This is a genomic window from Aeromonas diversa CDC 2478-85, from assembly GCF_000819805.1.
GTDB classification, from domain to species: domain Bacteria; phylum Pseudomonadota; class Gammaproteobacteria; order Enterobacterales; family Aeromonadaceae; genus Aeromonas; species Aeromonas diversa.
In genome coordinates this window covers 144585-165592 of sequence record NZ_CDCE01000021.1, presented here as the reverse complement: position 1 = coordinate 165592, position 21008 = coordinate 144585, and the positions used below count along the sequence as shown (strand labels likewise).

The following is a 21008-nucleotide window of genomic DNA, read 5'->3' as shown; positions in this document are numbered from 1 at the left end:
AAACAAATAAAGGAGCAGGGAGAGTACCAATTTCAATCCATGATTAATAATGATAACGCTCAAATCAGTGCAATATTACGATACAAAAAACCACTATTGTGACAAAAGACAGGCTTAACACCCATTGAAAGCGTCGATGGTGAAGTTGCCGGCATCGCTCTCAACCATGAACCCCTTCGCCTCAAGCTCTGCCGCCGTGAGCGGATGGCTGATGAGATAACCCTGAATACGGTGACATCCCTGAGCCCTGAGCTCGACCAACTCTTCATCGGTTTCGACCCCTTCCGCTATGATATCCAGCCCCAGACTCGCCGCCATGGCGGCCGTCGCCCGGATCACCGGCAGATTGAGGCCAACCACGAAGGAGCGATCCAGCTTGATCTCGTTGATGGGCAGGCAGTTGAGGTAGGACAGGGAGGAGTAACCGGTACCAAAATCATCGATGGAGATGTTAACGCCCAACTCGCCCAGCGCTTCGAACACCTTGCGCGTCCCCTCCATGTCCACCATCAACACGGTTTCGGTCAACTCCAGCGTCAGCAGTTGGGGGGCGATGCCGTGGCGTGCCAACTCGGCCGCCACCCAGGCCGGCAGATCGGCAGAAATCTGCATGCCCGATAGGTTGACCGCCAGCGGCATGGCCAGACCGAATCGCTCGCGCCAGCTCACCATCTGGGACAAGGCCGAACGCAGCACCCACTCTCCCAGCTCCCGGATCAGCCCCATCTCCTCGGCCAGCGGGATAAACTCGGCCGGCGAGACCTGGCCCAGAATGGGACTGTGCCAGCGCAGCAATACCTCACATCCGATGACCCGCGACGAGCGCAGATCGACCTTGGGCTGAAAGGCCAGGGAGAGCTCCCCTCGCCCGGCCGCCTTGGCCAGAAACTGTTTGACGGTCAGTTTGCGATGCAGCGAATGCTGCAGGTTAGGCGTAAAGCGCTGCCAGGTGAAGCGGCCGAGGTGCTTGGCCTGATACATGGCCATATCGGCGCGCGTGATGAGGTTATCCCCATCATCGGCGTCGTCGGGGTAGAGGGCTATGCCGATACTCCCCCCGATCGTCACCTCGGGCAAACCACTCAGGCTAAAGGGCCTGGCCATCTGCTCCAGCATGAGGTCGGCGAAGCGGTGCGCGCGCTCGGTGTCGCCTCCCAGCGGCACCAGCGCCGTAAACTCGTCTCCCCCGAGGCGCGCCAGCTCTACATCGGAGGGGCAGATCTCCTTGAGGCGACCCGCCACCCGCTCCAGCAGGCGATCTCCGGCACGATGACCGAAGTTGTCGTTGACCAGCTTGAAGTTGTCGAGATCCATGAAGAGCAGAGCAAAACGCGCGCCCATGCTGCAGTTGACCTCCAGGGACTTCATCAACCCATAGCGGTTGAGCAGGCCTGTCATGTAGTCATGTCGGGCGAGATGGCGATGCTCCAGCTCTTCGAGCTTGCGGGCGGTAATGTCGCGCAGGGTGAGCAGGATCTGTGAGCGTTGCTGCACATACCTAAACTGCAATTGGAACCAACGCATCCCTTTGGCCGTCCGCGCCTCCCCCTCACACACCAGCTCCTCCTTAAGCCTCAGCTTACGGTAGAAGTGCTCGTCGCCCCCCCCGTACAGCTGATTGAGCTCGCGGATCTGGGTGCCGAAACACTTCTGGAAGTAGTGGTTGGCGCTGATGAGCTCTCCCCTGTCGTCAAACAGGCAGGCGAGGGTGTCTCCCTGCACCATGGCCGCCTCGTGACTCAGGGTTTCAGCATCGAGCACCGCCTCACCGACCATCATCAGCCGTTCGGCAATCTCGATGCCCGAGAGACGCAGATAGACCTTTTTACTGATCCCCTTGGGGGAGATGCTCCACCACTCGCAGAAACTGCGTCCACTCTGGAACTCACGCAGATAGCGCTGCAACAGGAGGTCAACGGCGGGAGCCATTTCAAGGGAGAAATCGCGCTGCTGGAGCTCGGCGAGGGAGTCGGCCTCCCAGACCGCAAGCGCCGCCTGATTGGCCCAAAAAATACGGTGTTCCTGAATGTCATAGATCCAGATTGGCGTATGCAGCAGATCCAGCGTGCTCAAACTTCTTTCGTCAAACGGCATTATCGATGTGTCATGTAAGTCGGCGCCAGCACAGTGGGATAGGTCCCCATGTCTGGCACATGGGGCAATCACGCATTAGTGTTTAGATACCTGGTAGAAAGAGGTCTGCCATGACGACCCTACACATTTCCCCCCTGACGAAGCGAAACGGGATCTCTTTGACCCTGCTTGGTCTGCTCGTTACCAGCATCATGATTTTTATACTTTTTTTTCTCGAAGAACAACTTATTGTGGCCGTTATCAGCCTGTTACTGGTCGGTGTATGCTGCACATTCATCGGTCTTCTCAAGTTGCTCGAGCCCAGAGTGAGCCTCTCTTTGTGCCACGATTGCCTGCAATATCACCATAAATGGGGTGGATGGGTACTCAAATGGCGAAACATTCAACGCTTTGACCGCCCGTCGGTTAGAAAAGGGCTTACATGGCACCCTCTTCCTTATATCGGCATTCGCATTCACAATTATGACGAATTTTTGACGTGGGTCACACCCAGGCTTGCCGTGCACCTGCTGACCGAGCAGCGCTCGCTGCTCATCGCGTTACTCCATCACGAGCAGGAATGTGACAGCGGCGGATGCTTGCTCGAGGAGGAGTTGTTTGAAGATAGCCACTACCGCTCCGCCAACGGGCGCCTCTATCACGGGGTAGTGGCCATGTTTGCCAACCGCATGGCCCGGCTAAGGATCCTCACCGGCCTCGATCTGCTGCTCCCAGAAGGCAGCCTGGATCGGGAGCCGGACGACTTCCTCCGGTTGCTGCGCGACTACCAGCGCACCCTTCCCCAGATCAATTAAAAGCCAGTTAATGCTTGCCAAGGGTAACCTGAAAACCTAGATTCAGCCGTTTGGTGCATTTGATTGTTGTTGCCCATGAAGCACATCGAAGAGTTTTATCTGTTCGTCAAGGTCATTCAGGAGGGAGGCTTCTCCCATGCGGCCGCCGCCCTGGATATCCCGACCGCGACCATCAGTCGTCGTATTACCCAGTTGGAAGAGCAGTTGGGCACACCACTGCTGCATCGCTCCACGCGCAAGCTGCGTCTGACCGACGAGGGCCTCCATTACTATCAGCGATTGTGCGGCCCGCTGCAGCAGCTGGAGCAGGCCACGGGCGAGATCCACTGCAACAAGCAGGAGCTGGGGGGGCTTATCAAGCTCGCCGCCCCTATCTCGGTCTCCAATACCCTGCTCATCGACTTGCTGGCCGAATTCAGCCGGGCCTATCCCCAGATCCGCTTCGAGCTGGAGCAGACCAACGACCACCAGCAGCTCTTCGACAGCCAGTGGGATCTGGTGCTCTTCAGTGGTGATCTGCCCAAACGGGTCGCCCATGCCCGCAGCCTCGGCAAGATCCAGTATGCCCTCTATGCCTCGCCGCTCTATCTGGAGCAGCATGGCACCCCGAGCCATCCCCATCAGCTGATCGATCACGCCCTGATCTACTGCTGGCCCTACTCCACTTGGCAGCTGCGCCACAGCGATGGCGAGACGGTCGACATCAATCAACCGGGCCGCCTCTCGGTCAGCCAGTCCCAGGCGGCCGTGCTGGCTGCCTGCAACCACCTGGGGATCATCAATGCGCCACGGCATTCGGCACAAAATCGCCTCAAGCGCGGGCAGCTGGTACCTGTATTACCCGACTGGCGCGCCGGAGAGCGAGCCTTCCACCTGCTGGTCAACAACCCTGACTTCGCTCCTCTGCGGGTACGCCTGCTCGAGGAGTTCATCCACAAGCGGGCACTGCGCTATAACCAACCCGTCTGATCCGGGTTGCGCCCCGGCGATGGCTGGCCACACTAATATAACGCCCCCTCTCCGCCAATCAGGGATAACCATGAATGTATTGATTTGTGACGACTCGGGGTTCGCCCGCAAGCAGATGGCCCGGGCACTCCCCCCGGACTGGCCGGTGACAGTGCACTTTGCCGAGCACGGTGTGGCCGGGGTGGAGCAGATATTGATGGGGCACGGTGAGGTGATCTTTCTCGACCTCACCATGCCCGAGCTCGACGGGTATGGCGTGTTGGAGGCCCTCAAGCGCGAGGGGATCAAGTCCAAGGTGATCGTGGTCTCGGGTGATATTCAACCCGAGGCGCACCAGAAGGTGATGAGCCTGGGTGCCATCGACTTTATCAAGAAACCGGCGACGGCCGAGCAGATAGCGGCCCTGCTTCGCCAGCACGGTCTGTGGCAACCGGGCGGCCAGCCCCCCGCCCCCGCAGTGGTACAAGAGGAAGCGAGGCCTCAAGAGAGTAGCGGCCTGCTGTTGGGTCCCGAGACACGGGACGCCTATCAGGAGATCGCCAACGTGGCCATGGGTCAGGCGGCAGACCTGCTGGCGCGCCTGCTCGACGCTTTCATCGTGCTCCCCATCCCCAACGTCAACGTCCTGGAAGTGTCGGAACTGCACATGGCGCTCAATGCGGCTGCCGATCAAGACACCCTCTCCGCCGTCTGCCAGGGCTTTATCGGGGCCGGTATCGCCGGTGAGGCGCTGCTCCTGTTCCACGACTCCAGCTTCAACGACCTGGCCCGGCTGATGAAGATGGAGGGAGCGCTGGATCGCCGCGCCGAGCTGGAGCTGCTGATGGACACCGCCAACGTGCTGATTGGGGCCTTCTTGCGGGGGTATGCCGAGCAGCTCGACACCCCCTTCAGCCAGGGCCATCCCGTGGTACTGGGCCAGCACAGGCCCATCAAGGAGCTCATCCACACCAACCAGAGCCGTTGGCGCCGTACCCTGGCCATCGAGATCAACTATCGGGTGGAAGGGTACGCCGTCCAGTGTGACCTGCTGCTGCTGTTCACCGAGGATTCCATCACCACCATGAACAACAAGATCATGCACATGCTGTAGGAGCCGCCATGGATATCAGGGAATTTCACTGGTTGATGAACATTGTCCAGAATCTGGATGTGGGCCTGGTGGTGCTGGACCGCGACTTCAAGATCCAGGTATGGAACGGCTTTATGGAGAGTCACAGCGGCCGCTTCACCCACGAGGTGCGCGACGGCAACCTGTTCGAGCTGTTCCCCGAAGTGGACCGCAAGTGGCTCGAACGCAAGGCCAACATGGTCTTCAAGCTCAACAACCGCGCCTTCAGCACCTGGGAGCAGAAACCCTACCTGCTGCGTTTCTCCAACTACCGCCCCATCACCGGGGCGGCGCCGCACATGTTCCAGAATCTGACGCTGGTACCGCTCGCCGACTTCGGTGGTCAGGTGAGCCACATCGCCATCATGATCTACGACGTCACCGACGAGGCCATGCTGGCCAGCCAACAATAGAAAGGGGCGCCATCGGCGCCCCTCCTCTTTACCCCTCCAGCAACTCGGTGAAGGCGTCGATCACCTCCTCCACATCGTCGTCGCTGATCTGCAGATGGGTCACCAGCCGCAAGAGCCCATACCCCGAACAGAGGATGCCGCGCTCGCGCATAAAGGCGCTCACCTCGGCCAGATCGCGCCCGGCGATGCGCAGGAACAGCATATTGGTCTGGGCACTCTCCACCTCGACACCGGGGATCGCCGCCAGCCCCTCGGCCAACCGTGCGGCGCGGCGGTGATCGTCCGCCAGCCGCGCCACATGGTGCTCGAGCGCGAACTGACCCGCCGCCGCCAGCATACCGGCCTGGCGCATGCCACCCCCGACCATCTTGCGCAGGCGGCGCGCCCGGGCGATCAGCGCCTGCGACCCCACCAGCACGGAGCCCACGGGGGCACCCAACCCCTTGGAGAGGCAGATAGAGACAGAATCGAAAGGCGCGGCTATCTCGCGCGCCGAGCGGCCGCTGGCGACGGCCGCATTGAACAGGCGTGCGCCGTCCAGATGCAGCGAGAGCCCCTGCCCTTTAGCCCAGGCGGTCACCTCGGCGAGATAGTCCGCCGACAGCACGCGTCCGTTGTGGGTGTTCTCGAGGCACACCAGGCGCGCCTGAGCGAAGTGGGCATCGTCAGGCGCCACCGCCGCCTGCAGGGCCGCCAACGGCAGCTGGCCATCTGCCTGCATGGCAATGGCCTGCAACACCACAGAGCCGAGCACGGCACTGCCGCCCGCCTCATAGCGGTGGATGTGGGCATGACTACCGACCAGCGCCGCCTCACCGCGCTGACAGTGGCTCATGACGCCGAGCAAGTTGGACATGGTGCCGCTCGGCACGAACAGGGCAGCCTCCTTGCCGAGCAGCTCGGCGGCATAGACTTCCAGCTGGTTGACGCTTGGATCCTCCCCGTAGACATCATCTCCCACAGGGGCATGGAGCATCACCCGACGCATGTCGTCGGTGGGCTGGGTGACCGTATCACTTCGTAAATCGATAAAACGCATAGATCCCTCCTTGCTGGCGCAACGACGTTACAAAGAGAGGAGCCCACTGGCAAGGGGCGAACGGCGGGAATGTGAGATAAAACGGCGGGGCCCTATGGCCCCGCTCGCGTGAAAGTGCACTCATTACTGGGCGTCTGGCTGCCGCTCGGGGGCGGCGTCGGCGAACGCCTGCAGGGCCATGCAGTTATCATGGATCCGCTGGATATTGGGAAACTCGGAGATATCCATGTTGTAGCGACGGGCATTGTAGACCTGGGGCACCAGCATGCAATCCGCCAGGGTCACCTCGTCACCCACACAATAGATACCGCTGCAGGCCGACAGCATCTGCTCGAGGGCGTGGAAGGTCTCGCGGATCCAGTGAAGGTACCAGGTCTCCTGCTGCGGTGGGCGCACCCCGAGCTCGCTCTCGAGGTAGTTGAGCACCCGCAGGTTATTGAGGGGGTGCACGTCACAGGCGATCATGCCGACAATCTGGCGTACCCGCGCCCGCTCCTGCGGGAGCGAGGGGAGCAGCGGATAGGCCGGATAGGTCTCGTCCAGATACTCCATGATGGCCACCGACTGGCCCAGACCCCAGTCTCCGTCCACCAGAAAGGGCACCAGCCCCTGAGGATTGAGACGGCGGTAGCTCTTCTCTCCCTGCTCCCCCGTCCGCAGATTCACAGGAATCTGTTCATAGGCAATCCCCTTGAGCCCCAACACGATCCGCACCCGGAACGAGGCAGACGAGCGCCAATATCCATACAGCTTCAACATAAGATACCTCAATGTCGCGGGCTACCCCGCCCTAGCGCGGCTCATAGGGCCGCACCTCCTGCTCGATGCGACCGAAGATCTCCTCGCCGGACTCGTTTCGCATCGCGATGGCAACTTTATCACCAAAGCGAAGGAAAGGCGTAGAAGCCGCACCTGAATCCATGATCTCGAGCATCCTTCGCTCGGCGATGCACGACGCGCCGGCGCTGCGATCGTAGTTGGAGACAGTCCCGGAGCCGATGATGGCCCCGGCTCCCAATGGTCGGGTGCGGGCGGCATGCGCAAGCAGGGTGGGGAACCCGAACGTCATGTCGACACCGGCGTCGGGGGCGCCAAACAAGGCGTTGTTGAGCCAGGTCTCGAGCTTGAGGTGCACCTTGCCCCCCTGCCAGGCATCCCCCAACTCGTCCGGGGTCACCGCCACCGGCGAGAAGGCGCTCGACGGCTTGGACTGGAAGAAGCCAAATCCCTTGGCGAGCTCTCCGGGAATGAGGTTTCTCAGGCTCACGTCGTTAACCAGCATCAGCAGCTTGATGTGGCCGAGGGCCGCCGCCTCGCTCACCCCCATGGGCACGTCGTCTGTGATGACCGCCACCTCGGACTCGAAGTCGATGCCCCAGGCTTCGTCGGCCATCAGGATGGGATCGCGCGGGGCGATGAAGCTGTCGCTCCCCCCCTGGTACATCAGGGGATCGTGCCAGAAGCTCTCGGGCATCTCGGCGCCGCGGGCCTTTCGCACCAGCTCCACATGGTTGACATAGGCACTGCCGTCCGCCCACTGATAGGCGCGCGGCAGGGGGGAGAGGCACTGGGCCTCGTCAAACGCAAAGGCATCGGCCACGGCGCCGTCACACAGGGCGCGATAGACCTGCTCCAGACGCGGGGCCAGGATGGCCCAGTCGTCGAGGGCCGCCTGCAGGGTCGGGACGATCGCACCCACCCGGCAGGCACGGCGCAGATCCCGGCTCACCACCACCAGCTCCCCATCACGACGGCCATTTTTCAGTGTCGCCAGTTTCATTTATTTCTCCTTGCTCTGGCGCTGCCAGCTGTTGACGTATTCCCGGTTCTCAACCCGCTCGCACACCTCGCCCAGCATCAGGGCATCCCGGGTGTCGAGCATCACGGCCACCTCGTCGGTGAACTTCTTGGCATAGGCCTGCCCCGCGGCGAAGGCCTTGGGATGGGGACCATGGGTGAAGCCGGCCGGGTGGAAGGTGAGCATGCCCTTCTCGATGTTGTCGCGGCTGAAGAAATCCCCCGCGTGGTAGAAGAGCACCTCATCGAAGTCATCGTTGTTGTGGTAGAAGGGCACCTTGAGGGCCCCCGGATCGCTTTCGATGGGGCGCGGCACGAAGGTGCAGACCACGAAGCGGCTCGCCACGAAGGTGGTGTGAGCCGACGGCGGCAGGTGATAACGGTGGCTCATCAGGGGACGAATATCGCGCCAGTTGAGGCGCACCACGCAGAGATCCCCGTGCCAACCGATGGCGTCGAGCGGGTTGAAGGGCCAGGTGACGACCGAGACCTGGCTGTGGCGCTTTATTTGCAGCGACCAGGACTCCTCGCTCTGCTGGGCGAGGAAGGCGTCGTCGATGGCCGGCACCCCGAGCGCAGCGGGATCGAAGATGGCGTGGTTACCCACCAGCCCCTTCTCCGGCAGCTGGAAGCTGTCGTTGGTCGCCTCTATCATCAGCACAAACAGGGGGGCGCTCGGCTCGAGACGCCACATGGTGCCGCGCGGGATCAGCAGGTAGTCCCCTTCCGAGAAGCTTAAGTGCCCATAGTCGCAATAGAGATCCCCCGCGCCTTCGTGGATGAAGAGCAGCTCGTCCCCATCGGCGTTACGCACCAGAAACGGCATGGGCTCGGCGAGGCGCCAGACTCGCATCTTGCAGTGGGGGTTGCTGAGGATATCCGGCACCACCCAGGGAGAGAGGGCGCGGCTCTCTTCCTTGAGACCATTGAGGTCGAGCAGGCGCGGGCGCAGGGGGCCCTCCCAGCTCACCCAGTCGGTCGGGGCGTGGCGATGGTGGATGTGGGAGGCGGGCCCGAAGAAACCGCCGCGCCCCAGCTCCCGCTCGTAGATCCCCTCCTCGGGAAAGTCGGCGTGGGCCTGGCGTGAGCAGACCCCCTCACGGTGGGGGAAACTAATCCATTTACGCATCGCTCAGTACCCCGCGGCGGATCTGGTCCAGCTCAATCGATTCAAACAGGGCCTTGAAGTTGCCCTCACCGAATCCCTCGTTGCCCTTGCGCTGGATGATCTCGAAGAAGACCGGACCGATGACGGTGTCGGTGAAGATCTGCAGCAGGATGCCATCCTTCTCGGGTGCCCCGTCGATGAGGATGCGCAGCTCGCGCAAGGCGTCCAGGGGTTCACCGTGGCCCGCCACCCGCTCGTCCACCTGCTCGTAGTAGGTCTCCGGGGTCGGCATAAAGCCGGTGCCACGGCCGCGCAGGGTGCGAATGGTGTGGTAGATGTCGCGAGTGCCGAGGGCGATGTGCTGGATCCCCTCTCCCTTGTACTGGCGCAAGTACTCCTCGATCTGGGACTTGTCGTCCGCCGACTCGTTGATGGGGATGCGGATCTTGCCGCACGGAGCCGTCATGGCGCGCGAATGCAGGCCCGTCAGCTTGCCTTCGATGTCGAAGTAGCGGATCTCGCGAAAGTTGCCGACTCGCTCGTAGAACTGGGCCCACAAGTCCATGTTGCCGCGATAGACGTTGTGGGTCAGGTGGTCGATCTCGGTCAGCCCCGCATCCACAGCGGCCATGCGCGCCTGCCAGTCCGGGTAGAAGACAAAATCCACCTCGTAGATGGAGCCCTTATCCCCGTAGCGATCCACAAAGGCCAGGGTACTCTCGCCGATGCCGTAGATGGCCGGGATGTTGAGCTCCATCGGCCCTATCTTGCCGACAAACGGCTTGGCCCCCTGGGCTAGGGCATGGCGCTGGGCCTTGCCGGCATCGGCCACCCGAAACGCCATGCCGCACACGCTCGGACCATGCTGCTCGGCGAAGGCCTCGGCCTGGGAGTGGGGCTCGGCGTTGATGACGAAGTTGATGTCGCCCTGGCGATAGAGCCAGCACTGCTTGTTGCGATGCTTGGCGACTTCGGCAAAGCCCAGAGAGGCAAACAGCTGCTTCAAGGCATCGATGCCGGCGGCCGAGGGGGCCGTGTATTCCACATACTCGAACCCGTCGGTTCCCAGGGGGTTGTAATCAGTCATGGGTGGCTCCTCTTCCCTATGTTAACGGTTTGTTTCATTAGACCGTCATCATCGGGAAAAGGAAGAGCAGGGCATGCCACTCTGACTGGCAGCGGCCCCTCAAGATGTAAAGAAGATGTTACTTTGGCCCGCGATAACGCCATCACCCGCGGTTATCCTGTCAGCATTTGATGACAGAGGGCTCAACGCCAGTGACGCGCCGCCAGGCGGGGCAGCCGCTTGCACCCGCGCGCCAAGCGCCCCGGCGAGGGGTTGATGAGCCAGGCCTCACGCCCCAGGGCGAGCAGGGGGAGATCCGAGAGGGCATCGGAGAGCGCCAGTTCGGCGCAGCCACTCTTCATGCCCGGCAGCAGATCCCGTTTGGCCACCCCGAAACTGTAGTGGCGCGGCACTATGGCCCCGAGAGAGAACCCCATGCGACTGCCGAGCACCCGCCCCACCCGAAGGCCGCCAAGCTGATGACAGAGCCTGCGCCGCACCAGGGCGCGCGGTGAGGCACTCACCACCCAGACCCTCCCTCCCTCTCGGGCGAGCAACTCCCTGGCCTCGGTAAAGAGCGGCGCCTCGCGCCGGGCATAATCCGCCACCCAGCGCCGCCAGGCTCTCCCGTCGGCCCCCAGGGTGGTACACCACCAGAGCAGCCACACCGCCTTGGGGCGGGAAAGCAGCCCGAGCAGCAAGAGCAGGGGGCAGAGCAACAGCACCAGGAGCAGGGGCCAGCACCGGGTGAGGAGGATGTGGCGCAGCAGGGCCCCATGGCTGTCCCCCGCCGTCAGGGTGCCGTCATAGTCGGCCAGGATCAGGTTCACGGGGCGAGAGCCTCGATGGCGGCGCGGGTCTCGGGCAGCAAGAAGAGTTCACCCCACTCGGGGGACGAGACGAAGTCAAAGGTTTCACCGCCGTGCTCGAACCCCAGGCGCCAGGCGTGCAGATAGCCGCGATCGGCGGGGGTGCCGCCGTAGCGCTCGTCGCCGAGGATGGGGGCGCCGACGCTTTTCAGGGCGACCCGGATCTGGTGGGTCTTGCCGGTCTCGGGGCGGATGCGAAACAGGCGCAGCCCCTCGCGCACCAGGGTCGAGTCGAAACGGCTGATGGCGGGATTATCCAGGGTGCGGGTCAGCATCCAGCTGCCGCCTCTCCCCTTCTTCATGTCCCCCCTGATGAGCCCCTGCTTCTTCAAGGGGCGCCGATCGGAGAGGGCCAGGTACTGCTTTTTCATGCGCCGCTCGGCAAACCCCTGACTCAGGGCACGGTTGGCCTGTGGGTGGCGGGCCAGCAGCAGCAGCCCCGAGGTCATCTTGTCGAGTCGGTGCACCGGGTAGAGCTCGAGCCCGGTCGCCTCGCGCACCAGGGTGACGATGCCGGGGGCGCCGTCCTCCTCGTGCATGCCGATCCCGGGCCCCTTGTCGATGAGCAAAAAGTCGGGGTGGCGGATCAGTTCACGAAACATACGGACTCCGAAATGGCGGAAAAAAGGGATTGTACGGGGAAGGTGCGGCGGCCACAAATCGGCGCCGGATCACGCACTGGCCGCCTCCCCCTTGCGTCCCGAAGAGGGGTCAGTAGAGTAGTGCGCTGGTTTGGAGGGACTATGACCAACATCGACTTCTCTTCCGGCATGCTCAAGGAGGTGGCCGAGCAGCTGATGGCCCAACCGGCCGTGCTGATCCGCTCGCGCAACCTGCAGCCACTGGTGAGCCTGATGCTGGAAAACGGCCTGCTGCTGACCCACTCACCCCACCGCTACGGGCTGACCGAGGCGGGCCGGCGCTACCTCACCCGGGCCCTGGCCCTGGGGCAACTCGAGCAGGCCCCTCAGGATCCGGAGGAGTGGCTCCACGAGCAGGGGCTCACCCTGCCCACCCCGGTCAATCTGCGCCTGCTGGCCGCCCTCTATCGGCGCCAGGGGCGTCATCCCCTCTTTACCCCTGACGAGCAGGTTCGCCTGGCCGAGCGGGGGGTCGAGACCAGCCAGGACAGGGTGGTGCGCCTGCGCGCCTCCCTCCCCTTGAGCCTCTTCTTCGCGGGAGGGCGCCTGGTCGATGGCGCCCCCCTACTTGAAACCCTGGGCGAGATCGCCCTGCCCGAGCGCACCCTGCCAGGCTTGGGCAAGCTCATCAGCAACGGGGAGCCCATGGCGCGCCTCATCACCACGGACAGAACCGGCGTCTTCACCACCCTGCCCCTGCCGCCGGCCACCCTGCTCGCCTGGTTGCCTCCGGGTGGACAGGATCTGATGGAGCACCTGTGCGCCGCCCTGCCCGCCGCCGTGAGCTGGAGCCACCTCACCGACCTCGATCCGGCCGGGCTCGAGCGCACCCGCACCCTGGCCGAGCGCACTGGCCGTCCGCTGGCCTGCTGGCTACCCACCGACCTGAGCGCGCACCTGCGCCACTACGGCAAGCCGCTGGAGGGCGCCAGCTGGGAGCCCAGCCGCCTGCCGCGCCCCCTGCTGGCGCGACTCACCCCCCTCATCGAGCAGGGACTCACCCTGCCTGCCGAGCTGCTCGCCCTGGCCCGTCACTGGGACGCCGTCGGCTAATCCGGATTAGTTTCAAGGCGCCCCACGCACGGGCGCCGTACAGCGCTTTTCCCCCTACTTCGGCAGTGGTATAAAGAAGCGACCGAGGCGTCCGCACGGCAGTTGGGGCGGGCGCCTCTGTTTGCCTCCAAGGACCGCCCCCACTACCACAACAGAATTACAGGGATCATCATGTTTGAAAAGGTTGTAGCCGCCCCCGCAGACCCCATTCTTGGCCTCACCGAAGCGTTTCGCAGCGACGAGCGTGAGCACAAGATCAATCTGGGTGTCGGCATCTACAAGGACGAATCGGGAGCCACCCCCATCCTCAAGTGCGTCAAGCAGGCCGAACAGAAACTGCTGACCGACGAGAAGACCAAAAACTACCTCGGCATCGAGGGCAACCAGGAGTACGCCCGCATCGTGCAGGGGCTGCTGTTTGGCAAGGGGGCCGAGCTCATCGCCTCGGGCCGCGCCAAGACCGCCCAGGCACCGGGCGGCACCGGTGCCCTGCGCATCGCCGCCGAGTTCATCGCGCGCAACCAGCTCGCCAAGACCGTCTGGATCTCCGACCCCACCTGGGCCAACCACGTCAGCGTGTTCCAGGCCGCCGGGCTCGAGGTGAAGTGGTACAAGTACTACGACGCCGCCAGCAAGGATCTCGACTTCGCCGCCATGCAGGCCTCCCTGCGCGAGGTCGAGCGCGGTGACGTGGTGCTGCTGCACGGCTGCTGCCACAACCCGACCGGCATCGATCCCACCACCGCCCAGTGGGAGGCCCTGGCCGAGCAGAGCGCCGCCGCCGGCTGGCTGCCCCTGTTCGACTTCGCCTACCAGGGCTTCGCCCGCGGCATCGAAGAGGACGCCGAGGGGCTGCGCATCTTCGCCCGCTCCCACGGCGAGCTGCTGGTCGCCAGCTCCTTCTCCAAGAACTTCGGTCTCTACAACGAGCGGGTCGGCGCCTTCACCCTGGTTGCCGCCAGCAAGGCCGTGGCCGACACCGCCTTCACCCAGGTCAAGACCGTCATCCGCGCCAACTACTCCAACCCGCCCTCTCACGGTGCCGCCGTGGTGACCACCGTGGTCAATGATCCCGCCCTCTACGCGCTGTGGGTCAGCGAAGTGGCCGAGATGCGCGAGCGCATCCGCGAGATGCGCGAACTGCTGGTGGCCAAGCTGGCCGAGCGCGGCGTGAGCCAGGACTTCTCCTTTATCGCCCGCCAGAACGGCATGTTCTCCTTCTCCGGTCTCTCCAAGGAGCAGGTGGCCCGCCTGAAGGAAGAGTTTGCCATCTACATCGTCGGCTCCGGCCGGATCAGCGTGGCTGGCATCACCCGCGCCAACATCGATCCCCTCTGCGACGCCATCGCCAAGGTGCTGTAAGCCCCCCAAGATGAGCCAAGCAGGTCCGCCCGGTGCGGACCTGCTTTTTTTGCTTGGTCCGGGTCTCCCCTCCCAGTAGGGTGATGCAAACAGTCGAAACGGAGTTCGCTGCATGTCCCACACCCTGGCTGACACCCTCTGGGCCCACACCCTGGGGGAGCCCCTCACCCCTCGCCCCCCTCTCACCCGGGATCTCCACGTCGACATCGCCATCATAGGTGCCGGTTACTCGGGTCTGTGGAGCGCCTTGCGGCTCAAACGGCGAGATCCCTCCCTGCGCATCGCCCTGCTTGAGGCCGGGATCGCCGGCGAAGGCGCCTCGGGACGCAACGGGGGCTGGCTCATGGGCGGCTTCTCGGGCGATCTGAGCTATCTGGCCATGCTCGACGGGGAGCGGCGCGAGCAGGCACGGCGCCTCATTACCGGTACCGTGGCCAGGGCGGCAGCCGAGATCGCAGAGCTCGGGATCGAGTGCAGTCTCGTGCACGGGGGCAACCTGCATGTGGCCGCCCGCTACCCCGAGCAGCGCCTGCGCCTCGAGGAGGAGCTGGCCACCCTGCGCCAGGCCGGTTTCGGGGAGGAGGATGTGCGGCGCCTCGAGGGCGCTCAGGCGCGAGAGGCGCTCGAGCTGCCGGGCGGCGATCTCGCCCTCTACACCCCTCACTGCGCCCGAGTCCATCCCCTCAAGCTGGTGCGGGGCCTGGCAAGGGCGGTGGAGGCGGCCGGCGTCTCCCTCTACGAGCAGAGTCCGGTGTTAGGCCTCTCCCCGGGGAGAGTGCATCTCAAGGAACATACGGTACGCGCCGGGGTGATCGTCTCGGCACTGGAGGGGTATCAGCGGCTGCTTGGGCTCGATGAGGGCGCCACCCTGCCGGTGCAGAGCCTGCTGCTCGCCACCGAGCCCCTGAGCGAGTCCCAGTGGCAACGCATTGGCCTGCATCGCCATGAGACCTTTGCCGACGCCTCGCGCCTTATCACCTATGGCCAGCGCAGCGCCGATGGGCGCCTGGTGTTTGGTGCCCGCGGCGGTTATCGCTTCGGGGGCCGAGTCAGGACCCGTTTTCCCTTCACGCCGAGGCACCTTGGCGACGCGCCCAAGGGGGATGAGTTCGATCTGCGCGCGGATCTGCTGGCCGCCCTCTTCCCCCACCTCGCCGGGGTGGCCATCACCCATGGCTGGGGGGGAACCCTGGGAATGGCACGCCGCTTTCGCCCCCACGCCCTGTTCGACCCCCGCCTCGGGCTCGCCACCCTCGGCGGCTACGGGGGCGAAGGCGTGGGCGCCAGCCTGCTCTTCGCCGACACCTTGAGCGAGCTGATCCTGGGCGGCGACGGCTCGCTCGCCACCCAACCCTGGGCCTATCGCGGTGCCCTCACCACCCATCTCAGACGCTGGGAGGCCGAGCCCATCCCCTGGCTCGGCTACGGTGCCATCTCGGGGCTGTTCCAACTCGAGGAGCGGCTGCTGCGCCGTCCAGTCAGGCCCTCCCTGCCCCTCAAGCTGGTCACCCCCCTGGCCGATGCCCTGGAGGCACTGATGCAGTAGCATCGAGGGCGATGGCAACAGGCCCTGTGCAAGTCGAGAGGGCGGCCATGGCCGCCCTCCTGCTTAACGAGTGAGATCCTTGTCCACCCAATATTTGGAGCCCGAGATGTTGGCATCGAGCAGCAGCCCCTTCTCCCCGATCTGGTAGATGGCCATGCCGCCATTGTACTTGCCCTTGAGCTCGGCACTCTCCTTGCCCGCCACCACCCCCACCTCGGAGGTCGCCTCCCACCCCTGGGTGACGAAGCGCTCGAAGGTCTCGCGGCTCTCGAACAGGATCACCTGCTGATAGAACTTGCCGCCAAAGCCGGCGGCGAGCCCGGCGCCAAACATCTTCATGTAGGTGTGTTTGCCACTGTGGCGATCGACCGCCACCCCGGCCCCCTGATTGGTGTGCAGCATCAGGGAAAACTTGCGCGAGTCGAACACCGCATAACCATAGGCCTTGTCAAACAGCAGCTTGGCCGAGGGCTGCTCGTTGAAGAGGCGCACCAGGGCGGTGTCGGCCATGGTGTCGAGGGCCGTGCGCGCCTGCTCGGGGGTCTTGGGCTCGAGCATCTCGTCGAGCTTCTTGTCCGCCACCGTCAGCCACTCCTTGCCCTTGGCGACGCTCTGATCGGTCCACTCACCGGCCTGGTTGTAGGCGCTGGCGCCCCAGCTCGAGATGGAGGCCCAGGTCTGTTTGGAAAAATCCGAGACGTTTTGCCACGCCTCCTTGCCGGTCTCGCTCAGGGCGTCGCCGAGCTGGCCCGCCGCCGACTTGATCTTGTCCCAGTCCGCATGGCCCGGTGTCGCCACCAGCGCCATCAGCAGCAGGGTCAGGGTGCGCATCTTCATGGCTCTCTCCGTGTCAGTTGCCCGCAAGGGCGAAAGGGGTCACGCTCTCCAGCATACACGCCGCTGGGGGCTCGCCCCAGCCAAAGCGGTCTCTTATGATGCCCGGCCAACCGGTTTCGCGAGGAAGATCCCCTGCTCACCTTTCGCGGCCGCGAACCTGCGCTTATTGTCGCCAGGTTTCCTGTCTCAGCCCTGAACCGGGAGCCCCTCTCGCCGGTCTTTTTGCGCCATGCGCCCGCCGCCAAAAAAGAGGGAGGCCCATGCCTCCCTCGCGCTTCCCGTGTTGCCTACTTCAGGCGCTTGCCGTGCGCATCGACCACCTGCTCGCCGTCCTCCTTGGCGAAGGCCCCTTTTTGCTGATCGGGGAGCAGATCGAGCACCCGCTCGGAGGGACGGCACAGGCGCGTTCCGAGCGGGGTGACCACGATCGGGCGGTTGATGAGGAGGGGGTGGGCCAGCATGGCGTCGATCAACTCGTCGTCGCTGAAGCGATCCTCGGCCAGTCCGAGCGCCTCGAAGGGGGGCACATTCTGGCGCAGCAGGGCGCGCACCGGGATCCCCATGGCGGCAATCAGCCCCACCAGGGTGGCGCGATCGGGCGGGGTCTCCAGGTAGTGGATGACGGTCGGCTCGACGCCGCTGTTGCGGATCATCTCGAGGGTGTTGCGCGAGGTGCCGCACTCGGGGTTGTGATAGATGGTGATGGATGTCATGACAGGAGTCTCAGTTAACGGGATTGTTCGTACCAGGCCTTGCTGCGATTGACGATGCGCACCACCAGCAACATGACCGGCACCTCGATGAGGACGCCGACCACGGTGGCGAGCGCCGCCCCGGAGTGAAAGCCAAACAGGCTGATGGCCGCGGCCACCGCCAGCTCAAAGAAGTTCGACGCCCCGATAAGGGCCGAGGGGCCGGCCACCGCGTGCTGCTCACCGACGGCGCGATTGAGCCAGTAGGCGAGCCCTGCGTTGAACAAGACCTGGATAAGGATAGGCACGGCCAGCAGCGCGATCACCAGGGGCTGGGCCAGGATCTGCTCCCCCTGGAAGGCAAACAGCAGCACCAGGGTGAGCAGCAGGGCGGCCATGCTCCAGGGCTGGATCCGGGTTAGCAGGGGCTCCAGGGTGCCGCGAGCCAGGGCGCGTCGGCGCAGCCACTGGGCCAGGATCACCGGCACCACGATATAGAGCAGCACAGAGGTGAGCAGGGTATCCCACGGCACAGTGATGCTGGAGACACCGAGCAGCAGCGCCACCAGAGGGGCAAAGGCCACCACCATGATGAGATCGTTGAGCGCCACCTGGGAGAGGGTGAAGTAGGGGTTGCCGTTCACCAACCGGCTCCAGACAAACACCATGGCGGTGCAGGGGGCGGCGGCGAGCAGGATCAGCCCCGCCACATAGCTGTCCTGCTGATCCGCCGGCAGCAGATCGGCAAACAGGCCGCGAATGAAGAGCCAGCCCAGCAAGGCCATGGAGAAGGGCTTGACCAGCCAGTTGATGACGAGCGTCACCCCGATCCCCTTCACGTGCTCGCGCACCTGGTGCAGGGCCGCGAAGTCGATCTTGATGAGCATGGGGATGATCATCACCCAGATGAGCAGGCCGACCGGCAGGTTGACCCGGGCCACCTCGAGGGCGCCGATGGCCTTGAAGAGCGTGGGCAGCCCCTGACCCAGGGCGATGCCGACCAGGATGCAGAGGGCCACCCAGGCGGTGAGGTAGCGCTCGAAAAAGCCGATGGGGCTGGCAGAGGGGTGAGACATACAGACTCCGTATTGAGGGGGGGATCCCCCCTGGACTTAGGGTTAAGTAAGGGCAAGCAGGGCCGCAGTGCCAACCGGCTCGGCCACCTGCAGCGGCACGCTGGCCGCACGCTGGCTCTGGGCCGTGACCGCCGCCAGTTGCGGCCGCTGGGCGCATGCGCGCAGCCGCAGCAGGGGCGCGCTCACCGTGGCCGGCAGCACCTGATTGACCAGCCAGCCCCAGGGCTCGATGCCGGCGCGGCGCAGGTCGGCCTGCAAGGCGGCCGCCTCCAGCACCGGGGTGGGCTCGGGCAGGGTCACGATCAGCACCTTGGTACGCGCCGGGTCCTGCAACTGCATCATGGGGGTGGTGAAGTGCAGCCCCTTGCTGCCCATCTGGCGCGCCACCTCCCTGTGGTAGGCGCCGGTGGCGTCGAGCAGCAGCAGGGTGTGGCCGGTCGGGGCCGTGTCCATCACCACGAACTGGCGCCCCGCCTCGCGGATGATGCGTGAAAACGCCTGGAACACGGCGATCTCGGCGGTGCAGGGGGAGCGTAGATCCTCTTCCAGCAGGGCGCGGCCGGCGGCATCGAGACCGGCCCCCTTGCTCGCCAACACCTGCTCGCGATAGCGGGCCGTCTCTGCCTCGGGATCGATCCGGCTGACGGTCAGCGTCTGTGACTCCCCCGCCAGGGTCTCGCTCAGGTGCCCCGCCGGATCCGAGGTCGACAGGTGCACCCGATGACCACGGCGCGCCAGCTCCAGGGCGACGGCGGCGGCCAGGGTGGTCTTGCCCACCCCGCCCTTGCCCATCAGCATGATGAGGCCATGCCCCTCCCCCTCGAGGGAGTCCACCAGCGAGCTCAAGGGCGGCAGCGGTGAGGGCGCCACCTCGACCGCTGCCGACGCGCCACTCCCCTGCCCTGCCAGCAGGGCGCGCAGGGCACCGACCCCGACCAGGTTGGTGTCGAGCAGCGGTAGCCGGCTCTGGGGCAGGGTGGCGAGATCGTCCGGCAGTTGGGCGAGGGCCTCTTGCTCGCGCCGCCACAGGGCGGCGGCCAGGGGATCCCCGGCGATGGCCGACTCGGGGAAGAGGCCGTTGAGCACCAGATGGGGATGGGTGATACCCAGGGCCGCCAGCTCCTTGCCGGTGCGGGCCACCTCGCGCAGGGTCGCCCCCTGGGCGCGGGCCACCAGCACCAGCCGGGTCTGCATTCCGTCACACAGGGCTTCCACGGCGGCGCGGTAGCGGTGGCGCTGCTTGTCGAGGCCGGCCAGGGGGCCGAGGCAGGAGGCATCCCCCTTGCCCTGCTCGAGAAACTCGCTCCAGGCGCCGGGCAGTTGCAGCAGGCGCAGGGTGTGGCCGGTCGGCGCCGTGTCAAACAGTATGTGGTCGTACTCGGCGCGCAGGGCCGGGTCGGTGAGCAGGGCGGTGAACTCATCGAAGGCGGCGATCTCGGTGGTGCAGGCGCCGGAGAGCTGCTCCTCGATGCGGTGCACCACCGCCTCGGGCAGACGGCCGCGCACCGGGCCGACGATCCGCTCGCGATAGTCGCGCGCGGCGGCATGGGGATCGATCTCGAGGGCGCACAGCCCCGGCACCGATCCTATGGTCGTGATCCGGTTGCCGATGGGGGTCTCGAACACCTGCGCCACGTTGCTGGCGGGATCCGTACTCACCAGCAGCACCCGCCGCCCGCGCCCGGTCAGGGCGATGGCGCAGGCACAGGCGAGCGAGGTCTTGCCCACCCCCCCCTTGCCGGTGAAGAAGAGATAGGGGGGCGCATCGTGCAAAAAGGCCAGCATGGTCTCTCCTTAGCAGCAGCCGCTGCCGGGCTGACAGGGTTTGACGATCCCCTTGATCGGGGAAGGGGCGGCCAGGCCGGCGAAGCGGGCCAGCTCGCGCCGGCTCGGGTAGCGCCCGGTCAGCACCACCTGACCATCGACCAGAGTGAGCGGCAGCCCCTCCTCGCCCGCCAGGGCCAGGAAGGCGCTCACCGCCGGGGTGTCGGCAAACATCATGGGCTGCTGGGCCAGGTTGTAGCGCTCAAAGGCCACCCCCTGCTCGCGCAGCCAGGCCAGATCGGCGGCGAAGGCGACCAGGGCCGGGTCGACCTCGGTGCCGCAGACGCCACTGGCGCAGCAGAGCGCCGGATCGAAGAGTTGGATCGTCATCAGATCACTCCTTGTTGCAACAGGTGGGGGGCAGCACGGCCGGGGAGCAGCCGGCATCGGCGCGCAAAGACTCGCACGCCTCGGGGTGACCGGCGCAGCACTCCTCGGTGAGATAACCGATGAGCCCAAGCATCAGGGGGATGTTGGCGCGATAACGCAAGAACCGCCCCTCCTGCTCGACGCTCAGCAAGTTGGCGCCCAGCATGGCCTTCAAGTGAAACGAGAGGGTGTTGGGGGCCACCTCGAGCGCCGTGGCCAGCTCCCCGGCCACCATGCCATCGAGCCCGGCCCGCACCAGCTGGCGCCAGGCGGCCAGCCGCACCGGTGAGGCGAGGGATTCGAGCACCCTGACGGCGCTCTCGGAAGGCATGGGTTGTGACATGTGAT

Annotated in this window: 21 protein-coding genes; 7 read left to right on the top strand and 14 right to left on the bottom strand. The window is 64.9% G+C overall.

The annotated features are described in order from the left end of the window. Positions 1-114: 114 nt before the first annotated feature. Positions 115-2064, bottom strand: coding sequence for a putative bifunctional diguanylate cyclase/phosphodiesterase (locus BN1121_RS07860; protein WP_043157766.1), 1950 nt, complete (start codon positions 2062-2064; stop codon positions 115-117). Positions 2065-2204: 140 nt separating this feature from the next. Here BN1121_RS07860 and BN1121_RS07855 point away from each other — a divergent pair, with 140 nt between their 5' ends. The 4 genes from BN1121_RS07855 (at position 2205) to BN1121_RS07840 (ending at position 5381) form a co-directional block, all read left to right on the top strand. Further along, entirely contained in the window at positions 2205-2888 is a 684-nt protein-coding gene (locus tag BN1121_RS07855; RefSeq protein WP_043597560.1) for a DUF2982 domain-containing protein, read from the top strand. A gap of 75 nt (positions 2889-2963) precedes the next feature. Continuing rightward, positions 2964-3857 carry a LysR family transcriptional regulator gene (locus tag BN1121_RS07850; protein ID WP_005355709.1) on the top strand — a complete coding sequence of 298 codons (894 nt, stop codon included), beginning with the start codon at positions 2964-2966 and terminating at the stop codon, positions 3855-3857. A 70-nt stretch (positions 3858-3927) separates the two neighbouring features. Beyond that, positions 3928-4950, top strand: coding sequence for a response regulator (locus tag BN1121_RS07845; RefSeq protein ID WP_005355711.1), 1023 nt, complete (start codon positions 3928-3930; stop codon positions 4948-4950). 8 nt (positions 4951-4958) lie between these two features. Then, positions 4959-5381 carry a PAS domain-containing protein gene (locus tag BN1121_RS07840; protein ID WP_005355714.1) on the top strand — a complete coding sequence of 141 codons (423 nt, stop codon included), beginning with the start codon at positions 4959-4961 and terminating at the stop codon, positions 5379-5381. Between the two features lie 28 nt (positions 5382-5409). On the opposite strand, the gene ltaE is transcribed toward BN1121_RS07840, so the two are convergent. From ltaE to BN1121_RS07805, 7 genes are all read right to left on the bottom strand, one after another. After that, positions 5410-6420, bottom strand: coding sequence for a low-specificity L-threonine aldolase (gene ltaE, locus BN1121_RS07835; protein ID WP_005355717.1), 1011 nt, complete (start codon positions 6418-6420; stop codon positions 5410-5412). Positions 6421-6543: 123 nt separating this feature from the next. Then, positions 6544-7179 (bottom strand): maleylacetoacetate isomerase, encoded by a 636-nt coding sequence (maiA, locus tag BN1121_RS07830; protein ID WP_005355720.1) that lies wholly within the window; start codon positions 7177-7179, stop codon positions 6544-6546. Between the two features lie 31 nt (positions 7180-7210). Then, the gene (locus BN1121_RS07825; RefSeq protein ID WP_005355721.1) at positions 7211-8200 is read right to left on the bottom strand and encodes a fumarylacetoacetate hydrolase family protein; all 990 of its coding nucleotides are present in this window, start codon (positions 8198-8200) and stop codon (positions 7211-7213) included. Then, the gene (locus BN1121_RS07820; RefSeq protein ID WP_005355722.1) at positions 8201-9346 is read right to left on the bottom strand and encodes a homogentisate 1,2-dioxygenase; all 1146 of its coding nucleotides are present in this window, start codon (positions 9344-9346) and stop codon (positions 8201-8203) included. Beyond that, complete coding sequence (gene hppD, locus BN1121_RS07815; RefSeq protein ID WP_005355723.1) at positions 9339-10412, bottom strand: 4-hydroxyphenylpyruvate dioxygenase; 1074 nt, start codon at positions 10410-10412, stop codon at positions 9339-9341. The genes BN1121_RS07820 and hppD overlap by 8 nt, the downstream gene beginning before the upstream one ends. Positions 10413-10594: 182 nt before the next feature. Beyond that, the gene (locus tag BN1121_RS07810; protein ID WP_005355724.1) at positions 10595-11221 is read right to left on the bottom strand and encodes a haloacid dehalogenase-like hydrolase; all 627 of its coding nucleotides are present in this window, start codon (positions 11219-11221) and stop codon (positions 10595-10597) included. After that, on the bottom strand, positions 11218-11862 hold the full coding sequence (locus BN1121_RS07805; protein ID WP_005355725.1) for a TIGR01621 family pseudouridine synthase: 645 nt from the start codon (positions 11860-11862) through the stop codon (positions 11218-11220). Before BN1121_RS07805 ends, BN1121_RS07810 begins: the two co-directional genes overlap by 4 nt. 141 nt (positions 11863-12003) lie before the next feature. Between BN1121_RS07805 and BN1121_RS07800 the strand changes: the two genes are divergently transcribed. The 3 genes from BN1121_RS07800 (at position 12004) to BN1121_RS07790 (ending at position 15862) form a co-directional block, all read left to right on the top strand. Next, a complete protein-coding gene (locus BN1121_RS07800) occupies positions 12004-12954 on the top strand; it encodes a hypothetical protein (protein WP_005355727.1) in 951 nt (316 codons plus the stop codon). Positions 12955-13125: 171 nt separating this feature from the next. Further along, the gene (locus BN1121_RS07795; protein WP_005355729.1) at positions 13126-14316 is read left to right on the top strand and encodes an amino acid aminotransferase; all 1191 of its coding nucleotides are present in this window, start codon (positions 13126-13128) and stop codon (positions 14314-14316) included. Between the two features lie 112 nt (positions 14317-14428). Further along, positions 14429-15862, top strand: a complete 1434-nt coding sequence (locus BN1121_RS07790; RefSeq protein ID WP_005355731.1) for an NAD(P)/FAD-dependent oxidoreductase — start codon at positions 14429-14431, stop codon at positions 15860-15862. 63 nt (positions 15863-15925) lie between these two features. Here BN1121_RS07790 and befA read toward each other — a convergent pair whose 3' ends face one another. The 6 genes from befA to BN1121_RS07760 form a co-directional block, all read right to left on the bottom strand. Beyond that, complete coding sequence (gene befA, locus BN1121_RS07785) at positions 15926-16699, bottom strand: beta cell expansion factor BefA (RefSeq protein ID WP_005355733.1); 774 nt, start codon at positions 16697-16699, stop codon at positions 15926-15928. 287 nt (positions 16700-16986) lie between these two features. Next, the gene (gene arsC, locus BN1121_RS07780) at positions 16987-17412 is read right to left on the bottom strand and encodes a glutaredoxin-dependent arsenate reductase (protein WP_005355735.1); all 426 of its coding nucleotides are present in this window, start codon (positions 17410-17412) and stop codon (positions 16987-16989) included. 14 nt (positions 17413-17426) lie between these two features. Next, positions 17427-18467, bottom strand: a complete 1041-nt coding sequence (gene arsB / locus BN1121_RS07775) for an ACR3 family arsenite efflux transporter (protein WP_005355737.1) — start codon at positions 18465-18467, stop codon at positions 17427-17429. Positions 18468-18509: 42 nt separating this feature from the next. Next, entirely contained in the window at positions 18510-20252 is a 1743-nt protein-coding gene (arsA, locus tag BN1121_RS07770) for an arsenical pump-driving ATPase (RefSeq protein WP_043597558.1), read from the bottom strand. A 9-nt stretch (positions 20253-20261) separates the two neighbouring features. Next, positions 20262-20624, bottom strand: coding sequence for an arsenite efflux transporter metallochaperone ArsD (arsD, locus tag BN1121_RS07765; RefSeq protein ID WP_043158075.1), 363 nt, complete (start codon positions 20622-20624; stop codon positions 20262-20264). A gap of 1 nt (position 20625) precedes the next feature. Continuing rightward, a complete protein-coding gene (locus BN1121_RS07760) occupies positions 20626-20991 on the bottom strand; it encodes an ArsR/SmtB family transcription factor (protein ID WP_005359327.1) in 366 nt (121 codons plus the stop codon). Positions 20992-21008: the final 17 nt, after the last annotated feature.

Coding starts and splice junctions, on each gene's coding strand:
- BN1121_RS07840 (WP_005355714.1), top strand. CDS start 4,959: ATGGATATCAGGGAATTTCACTGGTTGATGAACATTGTCCAGAATCTG.
- hppD (WP_005355723.1), bottom strand. CDS start 10,412: ATGACTGATTACAACCCCCTGGGAACCGACGGGTTCGAGTATGTGGAA.
- BN1121_RS07760 (WP_005359327.1), bottom strand. CDS start 20,991: ATGCCTTCCGAGAGCGCCGTCAGGGTGCTCGAATCCCTCGCCTCACCG.
- BN1121_RS07845 (WP_005355711.1), top strand. CDS start 3,928: ATGAATGTATTGATTTGTGACGACTCGGGGTTCGCCCGCAAGCAGATG.
- ltaE (WP_005355717.1), bottom strand. CDS start 6,420: ATGCGTTTTATCGATTTACGAAGTGATACGGTCACCCAGCCCACCGAC.
- BN1121_RS07795 (WP_005355729.1), top strand. CDS start 13,126: ATGTTTGAAAAGGTTGTAGCCGCCCCCGCAGACCCCATTCTTGGCCTC.
- BN1121_RS07820 (WP_005355722.1), bottom strand. CDS start 9,346: ATGCGTAAATGGATTAGTTTCCCCCACCGTGAGGGGGTCTGCTCACGC.
- BN1121_RS07800 (WP_005355727.1), top strand. CDS start 12,004: ATGACCAACATCGACTTCTCTTCCGGCATGCTCAAGGAGGTGGCCGAG.
- arsB (WP_005355737.1), bottom strand. CDS start 18,467: ATGTCTCACCCCTCTGCCAGCCCCATCGGCTTTTTCGAGCGCTACCTC.
- befA (WP_005355733.1), bottom strand. CDS start 16,699: ATGAAGATGCGCACCCTGACCCTGCTGCTGATGGCGCTGGTGGCGACA.
- BN1121_RS07790 (WP_005355731.1), top strand. CDS start 14,429: ATGTCCCACACCCTGGCTGACACCCTCTGGGCCCACACCCTGGGGGAG.
- BN1121_RS07825 (WP_005355721.1), bottom strand. CDS start 8,200: ATGAAACTGGCGACACTGAAAAATGGCCGTCGTGATGGGGAGCTGGTG.
- BN1121_RS07805 (WP_005355725.1), bottom strand. CDS start 11,862: ATGTTTCGTGAACTGATCCGCCACCCCGACTTTTTGCTCATCGACAAG.
- maiA (WP_005355720.1), bottom strand. CDS start 7,179: ATGTTGAAGCTGTATGGATATTGGCGCTCGTCTGCCTCGTTCCGGGTG.
- BN1121_RS07850 (WP_005355709.1), top strand. CDS start 2,964: ATGAAGCACATCGAAGAGTTTTATCTGTTCGTCAAGGTCATTCAGGAG.
- arsC (WP_005355735.1), bottom strand. CDS start 17,412: ATGACATCCATCACCATCTATCACAACCCCGAGTGCGGCACCTCGCGC.
- BN1121_RS07855 (WP_043597560.1), top strand. CDS start 2,205: ATGACGACCCTACACATTTCCCCCCTGACGAAGCGAAACGGGATCTCT.
- arsA (WP_043597558.1), bottom strand. CDS start 20,252: ATGCTGGCCTTTTTGCACGATGCGCCCCCCTATCTCTTCTTCACCGGC.